Source organism: Stutzerimonas urumqiensis, assembly GCF_003640395.1.
Classification (GTDB): Bacteria; Pseudomonadota; Gammaproteobacteria; order Pseudomonadales; family Pseudomonadaceae; genus Stutzerimonas; species Stutzerimonas urumqiensis.
In genome coordinates this window covers 1-14,745 of record NZ_RBZQ01000010.1, presented here as the reverse complement: position 1 = coordinate 14,745, position 14,745 = coordinate 1, and the positions used below count along the sequence as shown (strand labels likewise).

12 protein-coding genes are annotated in these 14,745 nt (G+C 65.1%); 6 read left to right on the top strand and 6 right to left on the bottom strand.

All coding sequences use genetic code 11. The annotated features are described in order from the left end of the window. Positions 1–11: 11 nt before the first annotated feature. From D7325_RS17285 to D7325_RS19180, 6 genes are all read left to right on the top strand, one after another. Entirely contained in the window at positions 12–908 is an 897-nt protein-coding gene (locus D7325_RS17285) for a LysR family transcriptional regulator (protein WP_120997703.1), read from the top strand. 146 nt (positions 909–1,054) lie between these two features. Then, positions 1,055–2,599: an AMP-binding protein gene (locus D7325_RS17280; protein ID WP_120997702.1), complete on the top strand. Its 1,545-nt coding sequence runs from the start codon at positions 1,055–1,057 to the stop codon at positions 2,597–2,599. 13 nt (positions 2,600–2,612) lie between these two features. Continuing rightward, a complete protein-coding gene (locus tag D7325_RS17275; protein WP_120997701.1) occupies positions 2,613–3,779 on the top strand; it encodes an acyl-CoA dehydrogenase family protein in 1,167 nt (388 codons plus the stop codon). Between the two features lie 51 nt (positions 3,780–3,830). Further along, complete coding sequence (locus tag D7325_RS17270; protein ID WP_120997700.1) at positions 3,831–5,132, top strand: MFS transporter; 1,302 nt, start codon at positions 3,831–3,833, stop codon at positions 5,130–5,132. Then, a complete protein-coding gene (locus D7325_RS17265) occupies positions 5,129–5,518 on the top strand; it encodes a YidH family protein (protein ID WP_120997699.1) in 390 nt (129 codons plus the stop codon). Before D7325_RS17270 ends, D7325_RS17265 begins: the two co-directional genes overlap by 4 nt. Before the next feature lie 74 nt (positions 5,519–5,592). Beyond that, entirely contained in the window at positions 5,593–5,850 is a 258-nt protein-coding gene (locus tag D7325_RS19180; protein WP_177431810.1) for a hypothetical protein, read from the top strand. Positions 5,851–5,953: 103 nt separating this feature from the next. On the opposite strand, the gene D7325_RS17255 is transcribed toward D7325_RS19180, so the two are convergent. The 6 genes from D7325_RS17255 to imuA form a co-directional block, all read right to left on the bottom strand. After that, on the bottom strand, positions 5,954–6,796 hold the full coding sequence (locus tag D7325_RS17255) for an FHA domain-containing protein (RefSeq protein ID WP_120997697.1): 843 nt from the start codon (positions 6,794–6,796) through the stop codon (positions 5,954–5,956). Between the two features lie 54 nt (positions 6,797–6,850). Beyond that, positions 6,851–8,386 (bottom strand): serine/threonine-protein kinase, encoded by a 1,536-nt coding sequence (locus D7325_RS17250; protein ID WP_120997696.1) that lies wholly within the window; start codon positions 8,384–8,386, stop codon positions 6,851–6,853. 15 nt (positions 8,387–8,401) lie between these two features. Then, complete coding sequence (locus tag D7325_RS17245; protein ID WP_120997695.1) at positions 8,402–9,178, bottom strand: PP2C family protein-serine/threonine phosphatase; 777 nt, start codon at positions 9,176–9,178, stop codon at positions 8,402–8,404. Positions 9,179–9,379: 201 nt separating this feature from the next. Next, on the bottom strand, positions 9,380–12,454 hold the full coding sequence (locus D7325_RS17240; RefSeq protein WP_120997694.1) for an error-prone DNA polymerase: 3,075 nt from the start codon (positions 12,452–12,454) through the stop codon (positions 9,380–9,382). Beyond that, positions 12,451–13,884: a Y-family DNA polymerase gene (locus D7325_RS17235; protein ID WP_120997693.1), complete on the bottom strand. Its 1,434-nt coding sequence runs from the start codon at positions 13,882–13,884 to the stop codon at positions 12,451–12,453. Before D7325_RS17235 ends, D7325_RS17240 begins: the two co-directional genes overlap by 4 nt. 13 nt (positions 13,885–13,897) lie before the next feature. Further along, positions 13,898–14,503: a translesion DNA synthesis-associated protein ImuA gene (imuA, locus tag D7325_RS17230; RefSeq protein WP_120997692.1), complete on the bottom strand. Its 606-nt coding sequence runs from the start codon at positions 14,501–14,503 to the stop codon at positions 13,898–13,900. Between the last annotated feature and the right edge of the window lie 242 nt (positions 14,504–14,745).

Below are 14,745 nucleotides of genomic sequence, written 5' to 3'. Positions count from 1 at the left end.
GCATCAAGCGCATGAGTGACTTACGCCAGCTACGACATTTCATCGCTTTGATCGATCACGGCCATTTCGCCCGTGCGGCTGAAGCCCTGCACCTCAGTCAGCCTGCTCTGACCCGCAGCCTGCAGGCGCTGGAGGCCTCGCTCGGCTGCACCCTCGTGAACCGTCACAGCCGTGGCATCACACTCACCGAGCCGGGCCGGCTGGTCGAATCGCATGCCCGCCGCCTGCTGGCGGGCAGCCGGGCGATGATCGAGGCGGTGCAGCAATACGACAATCTCGAAGCCGGTCAGCTACGTTTGGGCGCCGGTCCCTTCCCAGCGGCACGCCTGGTGCCTGATGCGCTGGCGGACCTGCTCGCGGCGCATCCCCGGCTGGCGGTATCGGTAACGGTCGGGGACTGGTGGGGCCTGCGCGAAGCCCTGCTCGACGAGCGTATCGAGATGTTCGTCGCCGACGTGCGCGAGCTTCAGACCGACACCGTGCTCGACATCATCGAGCTGCCGGTCTATCCCGGCGTGCTCTTCTGCCGCCCGGGGCACCCCTTGCTTGCACAGGCTCGAATCGGTTTTTCCGATTTGGCGCGCTTCCCGCTGGCCGGCACGCAGTTGCCGGCGCCCGTTGCGAGGGCCGTCCTGAAAGACACGGGGCGAGAGATGCTCAGTGTCCAGTGCGAGAACTTCCTGCTGCTGATGAGGCTGACCGAGCAGGGCGATGCCGTGTGCATGGCTCCGCGTGATGTGGTTCAGGAGGCCTTGGATGACGGCAGCGTGGTCGAGCTGGGTCCGTTGACCGATAGGCTCGTTCACCATTCGGCCTACGGCCTCGTCAGCCGCCGGGGCCACTGCCTGTCACCCGCTGGCGAAGCCTTCAAGGCTCGCCTGACCCGCGCGCAAAGGCCCATCGTTTAGCGTCAGGCCAGGCCAGGCCAGGCCAGCCGGGGCGGGCGCACGGCTTATCGCAGAGTGTTATGGCTCGCATCCTTTTGTTGTATTGGCGAGCGAAAAAGGCGCGCACGTAGCATCGAGGCTCAAGTCTGACCAGCAGAGAAGAACAATTGAACCTCGGGAAGATTTCGAGCCGCAGCGCTCTTTACTGGCCTCGTCACGAGGCCGTCGTGGATGCCTACCGTCGCCTCACCTTTGCCGACCTCGAGCACCGGGCCAACCGCCTGGCGTCCGGGCTGCAGTCGCTGGGCCTCGGTGCCGGCGCGCATGTTGCGTTGATCGCGCCCAATCGGGCCGAGCTGGTGGAGGCTGAAGTCGCCTTCTACAAGGCGGCGATGGTCAAGGTGCCGATCAACGCCCGCCTGTCGGTCGAGGAGATCCTCCGCGTGCTGGCCGATTCGTGCAGCCAGGCGGTGATCTGCGACCCGCGCCTAGGCGACGCGATCGTGGCGCAACGGGCCAGGCTGCCCCTGCTCGAGTGGGTCATTTCGCTCGGCGAGGGGGGCGACATCGGCTACGAGCGGGTGCTCGCTGCCGGCAACGACGAGCCGGTGATCAGCGAGCCGGACGACGACCAACTCGCCGTGCTGCACTACACCTCCGGCAGCTCGGGTGTGCTCAAGGCCGCGATGCTCACCTTCGGCAACCGCAAGGCGCTGATCCGCAAGAGCATCGCCAGCCCCACGCGCCGGGCCGGGCCGGGCGACGTCATGGCCCACGTCGGGCCGATCACCCATGCCAGCGGGATGCAGATCATGCCGTTGCTGGCCGCCGGAGCCTGCAACCTGCTTGTCGAGCGCTACGACGACATGGCCCTGCTCGACACCATCCAGCGCGAGCGGGTGACGCGGCTGTTCCTGGTGCCGGCGATGATCAACCGGCTGGTCAACGTGCCCGAGGTCGAGCGATACGACCTGAGCAGCCTGCGATTGGTCATGTACGGCGCCGCGCCCATGGCCCCGGCGTTGGTCGAGCGCGCCATCGCGGTGTTCGGGCCGATTCTGGCCCAAGGCTACGGGGCCGGCGAAACCTGTTCGCTGGTGACCATCCTCACGGAGCAGGATCACCTCGCCGGCGACGGGCAGCCCGCGCGCCTGGCCTCGTGCGGACGCAACTATTTCGAAACCGACCTGCGCGTGGTGAACGAGCAGTTCGAGGATGTGCGCCCCGGCGAGATCGGCGAGATCGTGGTCAAGGGGCCGGACATCATGAAGGGCTACTGGCAGGCGCCGGAGCTGACCGCCGAGGTGATGCGCGACGGCTACTACCTCACCGGCGACCTCGCCACCGTGGACGAGCACGGCTACGTGTTCATCGTCGACCGCAAAAAGGAAATGATCATTTCCGGCGGCTTCAACGTGTACCCCAGCGAGGTGGAGCAGGTGCTCTACCGCCTGCCCGAGGTGTTCGAGGCGGCGGTGGTCGGCGTGCCCGACGAGCAATGGGGCGAGGCGGTGCGCGCGGTGGTGGTGCTCAAACCCGGCGCCACGCTGAGCGAAGCCGAGGTGATCGAGCATTGCGGCCGCGAGCTGGCCGGCTTCAAGAAGCCCCGCGGGGTCGACTTCGTCAGCGAATTGCCGAAGAACCCCAACGGCAAGGTCGTGCGCCGGCTGGTTCGCGAACCCTACTGGCAACACAGCGAACGGCGCATCTGAGCAGGAGACCGACATGATCGAACCCAGTGAAAAGGCCCAGGCGCTCATCGCCGACCTCCAGGCGTTCATCGCGCAGGAGATCAAACCCATCGAGGCCCGCGAACAGCTGGACTGGGGCCGCCCGCACCCACGCGCCTTGCTTGCCGACATCTGGCGGCGCGCCTGCGAGCGCGGCTTCTATAACGCCATGCTGCCCGAAGCGCTTGGCGGGCGCGGGCTCAGCGTGGTCGACCTCTGCGCGCTGAAGGAAGCGGCACTGTTGACCGGCTCGCCGCTGGCCCCGCACGTGCTCGGCGAACTCAGTGGCCCGCCGCGCATCGGCCATCTGTTCAAAGTCGCCAGCGACGACCAGGCCGAACGCTTCCTGCGTCCGGTGTGCCAGGCCGAGCGCGCGGTGTGCTTCGCCGTTACCGAGGCCGAGGCCGGCTCGGATGTCAGCGCCCTGCAAACCAGCGCCCGGCGCGAGGAGGATGGCTACGTGTTCAACGGCACCAAGCGCTACATCTCCGGCGCGCCCTACGCCGATATCGCGGTGCTGATCGCGCGCGTCGAAGGCAGCCACGGCAGCGACGGGATCACCGCCTTCTTCGTCGACCTGCACGGCGAAGGCGTCAGCGTGGAAACCGACTACCAGGTGATGTCCGGCCCCGGCAGCCACGGCGACATCGTGCTGCGCGACGCGCGCGTGCCGGTGGCCAATCGCATCGGCGAGGAAGGGCAGGGCTTCAAGCTGGCGATGGGGCGCATCACCCTCAACCGGCTGCTGCACTGCGCCACCATGCTCGGCATGGCCGGGCTGGCGCTGAACCTGTCGCTCGACCACGCCCGCACGCGCATGCAGTTCGGCAAGCCGATCGCCATGTTCCAGGCGGTCAACCACATGCTCGCGGACATGGCGACCGAGCTGTACGCGGCGCGCAGCATGATGTTCGCCACCGCCGCGCTGAACGATGAAGGCGGTGACATCAAGGTGCAGGCCTCGATGTGCAAGCTGTTCTGCTCGGAGACCGCGTTCCGCATCGCCGATCGCGCCGTGCAGGTGCATGGCGGCGCCGGGCTGATCCCGGGGCATCCGGTGGAATGGCTGTTCCGTGCGACCCGAATGATGCGAATCCTCACCGGCACCAGCGAAATCCAGCGCAACACCATCGCCAAAGGGCTGCTGATGCCCGCTCGGTAGCCGCGCCCATACCCGCCCGAGGGCGGCCAAAAACAAGAATCAGAGAGCGCCATGAACAATCTCGAAAACAGCTATCGGCCGCGCGCCGCCTGGACCATCGCCGGCCTGCTGGCGGTGATGATGCTGGTCAACTTCCTCGACAAGGTGGTCATCGGGCTGGTGGCCGTGCCGATGATGAAGGACCTCGAGCTGACGCCGACCGAGTTCGGCCTGATCGGCGGCAGCCTGCACTGGCTGTTCGCGATCTCGGCGGTGGCCGGCGGCTTTCTCGCCAACCGCAAGCCGACCCGCACGCTGCTGCTCGGCATTGGGCTGTTCTGGGCGTTGGTGCAGTTGCCGATGCTGTTCGTCTCGTCGCTGTGGGCGATCGTCGCCTGTCGCGTGCTGCTCGGCATCGGCGAAGGCCCGGCCTCGCCGGTCGCCACGCACGCGCTGTACAAGTGGTTCCCCGACGATCGCCGCAGCTTGCCGGTGGCGCTCCTGCATTCGGGCAGCGCGATGGGCCTGTTGGTGGCCGGCATCATGATTCCCTGGGTCAGCCTGCACTATGGCTGGCGAGCCAATTTCGCCGTGCTGGCCGTGGTCGGCCTCGTCTGGTGTCTGCTCTGGCTCAAGTTCGGTCGCGAAGGCGGGCTGGATCGGCTGGTCGGCAAGGCACCGGCCGGCCCGGGCTCGGCGCCGATGCCCTACCGGCGGCTACTGCGTGACGGCACGGTGCTGGGCAATTACCTCTGCCACTTCGCCGCCAACTGGTCGCTGGCACTGACCCTGACCTGGGTGCCGGCGTATCTGGAGACAGGCCTGGGCATCGATTCGCTGAACACCGGACGGCTGTTCGGCTTGTTCGTGCTGGTCACCACGCCGCTCAGCCTGTTCATGGCCTGGTGGTCGCAGCGGCTGCTGCGCCGGGGCGTGCCGTCGAGTCTGTCGCGCGGCGTATTCGTCTCGGTATGCCTAATCGCCAGCGGGCTGCTGTCGATGGCGCTGATCCTGCCGGACCTGAGCGTGCCGCTGCGCATCGCCTGCTGGGTGGTGGAGGCGACGCTCAAGCCCGGCAAGCGCCACATCTATTCCAAGCGCCGCTATTTCATCGACGAAGACACCTGGGCCATCGTCGAGGCGGACCATTACGACAGCCGCGGCGAGCTCTGGCGGGTCGGCGAGAGCCACGGTTATTTCCATCCTGGCGTGCAGGCCCAGCTGACGGCGATGGAGGTGTTCTACGACCTGCAGAGCGGCCGCTACATCGCCTCGGGGATGACCAACGAGCAATCGGAACCGTATGACTTCGATTACCAGGCGACCGCTTCGGATTACTCGCCGGGCGCCTTGCGCAGTGCCGGGTTGCGATGAGCGACGAGACGCGACGCGGGCGGCATCCGCGCCCGGCTCCGGTTCGACTGTTGCTGGGCGGGGGCGAGGAGCCAGACCCTCGCTTCACACTGGCCAACGAACGGACATACCTGGCCTGGACTCGCACCGCGCTGGCGCTACTCGGCGGCGCCATCGCGCTCGAGAGTTTCGCGGTCGGTGTCTTTTCGGCAGCGCAGCGAACCCTCCTGGTGATCGGCCTGTTGCTTCTCAGTGCGGTGCTGAGCATCGGCGCGTGCTGGCGATGGCTCAGCATCGAGCGGGCACTCAGGCAGAGCGCTCCTTTGCCGGTGCCGCTGCTCGTGCCGGTGCTATCGGTCGGGACGATAGCCGGCGCGGCGCTCACCCTGCGCTGGTTGTTGCCCTAGCCATCGTGCGAAAAGCGCAAGCGGATAAAGGGCTCCAGGCCGAACGAACCTGGCTTGCCTGGCGCAGGACCCAAGTGTCGTTGGCCTTGATAGCCTGCCTGGCGCTTCGCTGGTACGAGCGTCTGCCACTGCATGCGTGCGTGCTGGCGGGCCTCTCGCTGGTCGCTGTCGGCGCCATCGCGGGCAGCGGTAGCAAGCGCTACGCCGGTTACCTGCGAGTCCTGGCGCGGCGGGGATGTCACCCTGGCGTGGCGGCCGGGCTCATGCTGGCCGTGTTATCCGCCAGCCTGGCGGTGGTGGCCTTGCATGGCGTCATCGTGGGGTTGGGCTAGCGGATGTGACGGAGGGTTTCGTTCGCGATGCCGACGCGGTGGCGGAACGTCGGAGGGGCCGATCCTCTGATGAGGCACGGCGTTCCGTTCTACGTTCGGATGGCTAGAGCCAAAGCCGCACCGCTGCGCCAGCGAGCAGGGCGAACGCCAGGCAGGCAAGCATGAGCTTCAACCGTACGCTGCCGGTCGAGGCGGCAGGGGCTGGCGCCGCCGGAGCGACATGGAGCGGGTTGGGGCTCGCAGGACGCGGCGGGACGGGCTTCGCGGGCGTGGCCGCTGGTGTGGGCAGTTCGGCAGCGCGCATGAACACCGTCGCATCCTCGTCGATGGCTTCCGGCACGCTGACCTTCGGGCCGATGACGAGGAGGGTGATGCCACCCAGGTGGACCTTGTCACCGGGCTGCAGGACGGCGCTGGCGACCTTCTGGTTGTTGACGCGCAGGCCATTGGCCGACGCCAGATCCTTCACTTCGAGGATGTCGCCCTTGAGGTAGAACTCGGCGTGCCGGCGCGACAGCTGCGGGTCGCTGAAGCAGAGTTCGCACTTGACCGAGCGCCCGAACGTCATCGAACCGGTGACGTGATACTTGTGGCCCTGGTTTTCGCCATGCAGCACTTCGAGCAGCCAGCGTGGCGCCGTGCGGACTTTTGCGCCGACCTTGGCCGGATCGACGATCTGCAACTCGAGCGTGCCCAGGCGCAACCGGTCGCCCGAGCGGATCTGGTAACGCTCGCCGACCTTCTCGTCATTGATATAGCTGCCAGCCGCCGAGCCCAGGTCGGTCAGGTAATGGAAGCCGTTCTCCTTGTACAACTTCGCATGGAACGCCTCGATGCCTGGCGCATCGAGCACCAGGTCGTTGCGGCTGTCGCGGCCGAGCGTGACCTGTTCGTCGGCAAGCCAGACCGGGGCCTGGCGATTGTCCACGAAGTGAATTCTTAGCATGTCTGCCTCTACCTGACGCTGAAGGGGTGACGGTGGTCGCGTGGGGGTGTCCGCTCATTGCTTGAACACGCGGTTCCACAGGCGCTTGATGGGGTTGGCCGGTGGCTCCGCCGATTCGCTACGAGATGCGTGCACGGCAGGGGTTCGCGCGGTCACCCGGGTGGCCCTGGCATCGGCGACGCGACGCGGGTGGTCGTCTCGCAGGGCCAGGAGGGTGGGATCGTCCGGGCTGGCCTCCAGGCCGCGATGGATGTATTCCAGTGCCATGCCGTACTCGCGTTGGCGAAAGGCCCCTTCGCTCAGCTCGACATAGCGCGCCGCGATGCGGGCGAGTCCGTCGAGCGCTGCCTCATGCTGCGGCATCCAGGCCAGCACCTGGCGGTAATAGTGGATGGCGTTGTCTTCGGCCGGCTCGTAGAGGTGATCTTCGGCAAGCCGCTGTTCGGCCAGGGCCAGGTACCCGGCGATGCGGGCCTGAAGAACACGCGACAAACCGTCCGCTGCCTGAGCGTTGTCGGCATTCAGGTGCAGCACTTGGCGAAAGTAATGGTCGGCATTATCGAGGGGCGGCGAGACGAGCATGCCCTCGGCCAGTCGCTGTTCTGCGAGGGTCAGCAGCGCACCGATGCGCTCGTGGCGATGCCACTGGTAGCCACCGACACCGAGCAGCGCCACAAGCGAGAGCGTGGCCATCGCCGTGAGCCAGAGTCTCGGCCGGCGAGGCCGAGCCGGTCGTTCGGGCGTCGGAGGGAGCGCAATGGCCGGCGCGACGAGTGTCAGGTCCATGTCCAGTTCGCTCAGCGCATCGATCGCCTGCAGCAGGTCCCGGCAACTGGCGAAGCGTTCGACCGGATCCTTGGCCAGCATGCGCTCGAGCAAGGGCTGGTAGATGCAGAGCGCGGGAGGCAATTGAGGCGCGGGCATCTGCAGGTGATTGATGACGGTCTGGGGATAGCTGGCGGCGCGGTATGGATTGGCGCCGGTGAGCATCTCGGCCAGGATCACGCCGAGGCTGTAGATATCGCTGCGCGCGTCGAGCGCTTCGCATTTGGCCTGCTCGGGACTGCTATAGGCCGGGCTGCCGACCGCGATGCCGAACTGGGTGAGTTCGTTGTCCAGCTCGAGGGCCTTGGCGACGCCAAAGTCGGTGAGCACGACGCTGCCGTCGTCGCGGAACAGGATGTTGCCGGGCTTCACGTCGCGGTGGACAAGCCCGTTGTCGTGCACCACGGCCAGCCCGCCGGCCAACTGGCGAACGATGTCCAGCGCTCGAGCGGGGGCCAGGACCGTGCCGCGGTACTGAGCCAGGTCACCGCCACCGACGTATTCCATCGCCAGGTAATGACGGCCTCCGTCGAGCTGGCCGATGTCATGGATGGTGATGATGGCGGGGTGGCGCAGGGAGGCGACGATGTGGCCCTCCTGGATGAAGCGTTCGGCAAAGGCGGCATCCTCGGTGTCCAGCAGAATCTTGAGCGCGACTTCGCGATCGAGGGAGAGCTGGGTGGCCAGGTAGACCTCGGCCATTCCGCCCTTGCCCAAGCGCTTGTGCAGGCGATAGCCGGGTATTTGCAGCATTCGGTCAGTCATGCAAGCGCTCGACTTCTACGGCTTGAGGGGTTTCAGCAGTTTGTCCAGCAATCGGCGGCCGGGGGACGGCGCCTCTGCCGGTGGCGTCGTGCGGGCGATCACGATGCACGACACGTTGTCTCGGCCGCCCTGGGCATTGGCGTGTTCGATCAGCTGCTCGACCAGGCACTCGAGGGTGTCGGTGGTTCGGCACAGCGCATGGATCTGCGCATCGCTCAGTTCGCGGGTAAGGCCATCGCTGCACAGCAACAGCAGTTCGCCGGCCTGCAGGGTGCCGTCGAGGATGCCCGCTTCCAGTGCTTCGTCTCGCCCGAGGCATTTCAGAATGACGTTTTGCAGGCGGTGACAATGGGCGGTGGCAGGGTCCAGCTCCCCGGCATCGATCATCGCCTGAACCCAGCTATGGTCGCGGGTCAGCGGTGTGATGTCGCTCGTGGTGATCCGGTAGGCCCGGCTATCGCCGGCCCAGGCGAGCTGGAAGTCGGCGCCCTGGAAATGCACCGCAACCAAGGTGGTGCCCATGTCGTGCTGGGTGGTGGCGGCCAGCACGGCATCGTTTGCCTTTCCTACGGCCTGCTCGAGCGTTTCGCCGCGCCCGATCGCCTGCTCCAGCGCGGTCAGCGCCAGGGTGCTGGCAATTTCGCCGCATTGGTGGCCGCCCATGCCGTCGGCAATGGCCCAAAGGCCCAGTGCACTAGAGCAGAGCAGGGCATCTTCGTTGTGCTCGCGTACTCGCCCCGGCGACGTGAGTCCGGCGGCGTGCAGCGAATCGGTCGTGACGAGGGTGAGCATTGCGAAGGGTCGATCCTTGTCCTGCGAAACATGGCGCTCGTGAACTGCCGGGCATGATGCGGTGAGGTCGTGACTGTGTCATCGGCGGCGGAGCGGCGAGGCGGCAAAGTGATAACCAGTCGGCGCTCTTCGAAACGAGCGTTTGGCGAAGAACCTGTGCGGCAACGGCAATCAGGGAGCGCGTCTCGGTCTGGAGCGCGTTCACTGGAAATCGCGGCTGCGCACGTCCAGGCCGGTCAGCAGGGGCGTGAGGTCGCTCAGGCGGCCGGCGATGACATGCCGCACGCCGCTGGCCACTTCCAGATTGCCGTCGACGCGCAGCAGGCGGGCGTTCAGCAGCACGCGACGTTGGCGCTCGGCCAGGTCATGCCAGACGATGACGTTGATCATGCCGAACTCGTCTTCCAGGGTGACGAAGATCACGCCGCTGGCGGTCTGTGGCCGCTGCCGCCCGATCACCACGCCGGCCACGCTGACGAGTCGACCCTGTGCAAGCTCGGTGAGCTCGCGCGAGCTGCGACAGCGGCGGGCGCGCAATTCCTGGCGCAGCAGGGCGAGCGGATGTGGGCCGAGGGTGGTACCGAGGCTCGCGTAGTCGGCCAGCAGGTCTTCGCCGACACTGGGTGGCGGAAGCGATGCGGACGGTTCGGGCGTTACCACGTTGGCGAACAGCGGAAGCTGCGGCTCGATGCCGGCTATCGTCCAGCGTGCCTGGTGGCGATGACCGGTCAGGCTGTGCAGAGCCCCGCCATCGGCCAGGCTTGCTCGGGCGCGCTTGTCGAGTGCGGCGCGCTTGCAGAGGTCCTCGACGTCCATGAACGGACCCCCCTGTCGAGCCTCCGTCATTCGGTGTGCATCGGCCTGGCGGAAGCCGCGGATCAGGCGCAGTCCGAGCCGAATGGCCGGCTGTTCGCCCTCGCTCGCTTCCAGCGTGCAATCCCAATCGCTGCGACAGGCATCGACCGGGCGGATCTCCAGGCTGTGGCGGCGTGCGTCCTGAAGGATCTGGTCAGGGTTATAGAAGCCCATCGGCCAGCTGTTGATCAGCGCGCAGGCGTAGGCGGCCGGTTCGTGGCATTTCAACCAGCTGCTGGCATAGGTGAGCAGGGCGAAGCTGGCCGCGTGGGACTCGGGAAAGCCATAGCTGCCGAAACCCTTGATCTGCTCGAAGATGCGCGTGATGAACGCCTGCTCGTAGCCCTTGGCGAGCATGCGCTCGGTCAGTCTTTTCCGATGGGGCTCCAGCCCGCCATGACGCTTCCAGGCGGCCATCGCCCGGCGAAGTTCATCGGCCTCGCCGGGCGTGTAGTCGGCCGCGATGATCGCCAGTTGCATCACTTGCTCCTGGAAGAGCGGTACGCCAAGCGTGCGCTCGAAAACAGGCTGGAGCTCGTCGGAGGGATACACCACCCGCTCCTCTCCATTACGTCGCCGCAGATAGGGATGGACCATGTCGCCCTGATTGGGCCCCGGGCGCACGATGGCGACCTGAATGACCAGGTCATAGAAGGTTTTTGGGCGCAGCCGCGGAAGCATCGCCATCTGTGCACGTGATTCGATCTGGAAGACGCCGACCGTGTCGGCGCGGCTGATCATTTCGTAGGTCGCCCGGTCCTCTTTGGGAAGACTGGCGAGTGTCCAGGTGATGCCCCGGTAGCGCTCGATCAGCGCGAAGCAGCGCCGAAGTGCGCTCAGCATGCCGAGGGAGAGGATGTCGACCTTGAGCAGGCCGACCCGGTCGAGATCGTCCTTGTCCCATTGAATGACCGTGCGCTCGGGCATGCTGGCATTCTCGACCGGCACCAGAGTTTCGAGCGCATGTTCGGAAATGACGAAACCACCGGGATGTTGCGAAAGATGCCGCGGAAAGCCGATCAATTCGCCAGCCAGCACCAATATCCGATGCAGCCAGGGGCTGGCGGGATCGAAACCGGCTTCGCGTAGCCGCTCTTCATCGGGGATTCGATCGCTCCAGCGTCCGCAACAACCGGCCAGCGTATCGATCAGCTCGGGTGTCAATCCGAGGACCTTGGCGATATCACGGATGGCGCCACTGGCGTGGTAGGTGCTGGCGACGGCCGTCAGGGCTGCACGCTGCCGGCCGTAGCGGCTAAAGATGTATTGGATCACTTCTTCCCGCCGGTCATGCTCGAAGTCGACATCGATGTCGGGCGGCTCGTTGCGCTCGCGGGAGATGAATCGTTCGAACAGTAAATTGGCCTGCGTGGGGTCGATCTCGGTGATGCCCAGCGCGTAGCAGACCGCCGAGTTGGCGGCCGATCCACGGCCCTGGCAGAGAATGCCTCGCTCTCGGGCGAACCGGACGATGTCATGGACGGTTAGGAAATAGCTTTCGTATTCCAGCTCGGAAATCAACCGCACCTCATGGTCCAGCTGCTTTCGGATAGAGGCGCTCACGCCGTCGGGCCAGCGCCACTGCATGCCCTCTTCGACCAGCACGCGCAACCAGGAGGCGGCATCGTGCTCGGCCGGAACCAGCTCGTGGGGGTACTGATACTGGAGCTGCGCGAAATCGAAGTGACAGCGGGCGGCGATTCTCAGTGTCTCGGCCAGCAGCGGCTCGGGATAAAGGCCGGCCAGATCGTCGCGGGTACGCAGATGACGTTCGCCATTGGGATATAGATGGGCGCCGCTGGCCATGACGGTCGAATGATGACGAATCGCCGTCATGCAATCCTGCAGCGCGCGGCGTCCGCGAGCGTGCATGTGCACGTCGCCACAGGCCACGGCGGCAATGCCCATGCGCGAGGCGAGGGCCTGCAATGCCTGTAGTCGAGCCTGGTCGCCGGCTCCGCGATGCAATTCGACGCCCAGCCACAGGCGTTCCGGGAAGCGGGCCTGCAGCCAATGGCCATCGGCATCTTCATCGGCCCGCTTGGGTAGCCAGATGGCCAGCAGGCCCTCCAACGATTCGTCCAGATCCTCATGCAGCAATCGATATTGGCCTTTGGCGGCACGACGACGTGCGCGGGTGATCAGCCGGCAGAGCGCTTGGTAACCGAGCAGGTTCTCCACCAGCGCAACGAACTTGGGCCCGCCTTCGATCCGAAATTCGCTGCCCACGATCAGTGAAATACCGGTTTGCTGAGACGCGTGCCAAGCCCGCACGATACCGGCCAGCGTGCATTCATCGGTGATCGCCAGTGCGTGATAGCCAAGACGCGCGGCGCGCTCGAACAGCTCCTCGGCGCTGGAGGCCCCGCGCTGAAAGCTGAAGTTGGACAGGCAATGAAGCTCGGCATAGGCGGGCGTCATGAGAACCAGCCATGCAGGTACAGGCGGCCATCGCCGCGAAGGTCACGATAGGCCCAGCCCACCTGGCCCTTGCGGGTTTCGATCTGGTAATAGTCGCGCCGGATATCGTCGCCATCCCACCAACCCGATTCGATGCGCTCGGGTCCGGAAAGGATCCGTACCGAAGATTCATTGAGCGGGATTGGCTTAGGCAGTAACCAGGCAGGACGGGGGCCTGTCTCCGGCAACGCTGCGATCTGCTCGTCATGCCCAGTTTGTCCGATCGGCTGAAACAGCCCGCTGCACTCGGGCCGATGATCAGCCAGCGCGGCGACGCTCTGCACGGCATCGTCTCCCAACCGTGCACGCAAGCGTTCGCATAGTTGATCCCGGGAGAGCGATTGCTGAGGGCGTTTATCGAACAGCCCGCGGGCAGTCGGGGTGAAGGCGGGCAGGTCTCGGGCAACGAGCCGCAAGGCCAAAACCGGCGAAGGAAGTTGCAAGTGCTCAAGGCGCCCTCGCGTCACTTCGAGCAGCATGTCTGGGTCGCGCTCAGCATTGAGCAGGCCCACGGGGACCCGGGTTTCGCTCCGATCACGATGCTCGAGGATGAGGTCGAACTGTTGCACGCCGCTATCACGAGCCGTCAGGTAGATCGCAAGGTCGCCAATCAGGCGATGCAACGGGAACAACAGGGCTTGGTGAGAGGTAACTTCGAAATTCAACTCGACTCGCGCATCGAACAGGTCGGGCGGGGAGTAGAAATCCAGGGCGAGTGCGCGATGACCCAGCAGGGTATCGAGTTGCACCAGCACTTCGGCAGGGAATCTTCTGGCCAGACTGTCGCGAGACATGGAAAGCAGGTGCTTGAGATTTTTGATCCCCATGCGGATGAGGCCTGTTGTGGCGTCTGGCGACAGTCCGCAATGGGCGACGGGCAGCGCTTCGAGCGCCGCGCGCAAGGAAGTGTCTTCGGTGACGGCCAAGCGCTCATGACTGTTCGCCAATGCGCGTGCAGCAGCCGGATTGGAGGCAGCAGTTATGCGGTGCCGAAAGCCCAGCGTATCCAGCTCCTGCCGAAGTCGCGCTTCGAAGCGCGGCCAGGGGCCGAACAAATCGAGACTGGCGCCTACTTCCATCAACAAGCAGCGCGGATAACGCAAGCTGACTTGTGAGCTGAAGCCGTACGCCCAGGCGGCAAGGAGCTGCAGCGAGCGGTCTATCTCGGTCAGGTCGTATTCCGCTGTGGCGAAATCATTGGTCAGTGCCAACGCGGCACGCAGTGTCTGCCCTGGCTTCAGGCCAAGCGCGCGTGCGGCTGGGTTCACAACCTTGAGTGTGCGCCGTTGCGAAGTGCCAGTCAGCAGCGCTAGGGGCGTGTCGGCATCGCTGCGAGTGCGTAGCACGCCATCCAGCGCCAGTTGCGGTAGCAGAATGCAAGCCCAGAGCATATGGCTTCGCATCTCATGACCACGCGGAGGCTGGAAGCGGCCTCGTCTTATGGAGAGCGCCCCGACATTTGAGAATGCGCAACTGGAGCGGATTGGTTTCTATGACCAGCCGCAGGGCCGCTGGCGAAGGGTTCACTGCTTCGTGAATGGAGCGATACGCGAAAGCGAAAGCGCACCCGGCCTCTGCTGCCGCCTGCAGCCGGCGAAGTGCTCGATCGTTCGCTTGTTGCGGCCAGCATATGACGGCGCCAAAGCTGCCTGAACGCAGACATTGCTCGGCAGCCCATGCGGCTTCGGGCTCGTTTGCCTGAACGAGCAATAGTCGACGTGAATCGATACCCGCCCTGATCCAGATTGGAGGGTAGATACGATATGGAGGCGCTATCAGCGCCACGTGCTCACCGCGGGCTGTCAAATCTGCCAGCGCCGGCCACATCAACCGCAACTCGCCGACCCCGCACGTATCGATGAGCACTTCGTTCAACGCAGAGGAAGTCCAGCCACCGGCGGGTAAACTTTGATCCAGCATGGTATGACCCGTGGGCAGGATGCCTCTTGGGAGGCTTCCCTCGCTTTCCCAATCATCAATCGGAGGAGTACCGATAAATACAGGCAGCATGGCAACTCAGATAACTGTATGCATATACAGTATATTGGGCTTGAGGGTTAGTGAGGGTCAAGTAGCCTGGCAGGCTGTCAGATGAAATACGGCTGCTAAAAACTGTTGACAGTAAAATCCATGGCTGTATGATTCGCGGCCTCGCAGTCAGGGAGGTTGTACTGGCTGCGGGGCAAGCGGTTGAGTAGAAAAGAGATTTTCGAAAAAGTGCTTGACGCGAAGAAGGGCTGCTGTAGAATGCG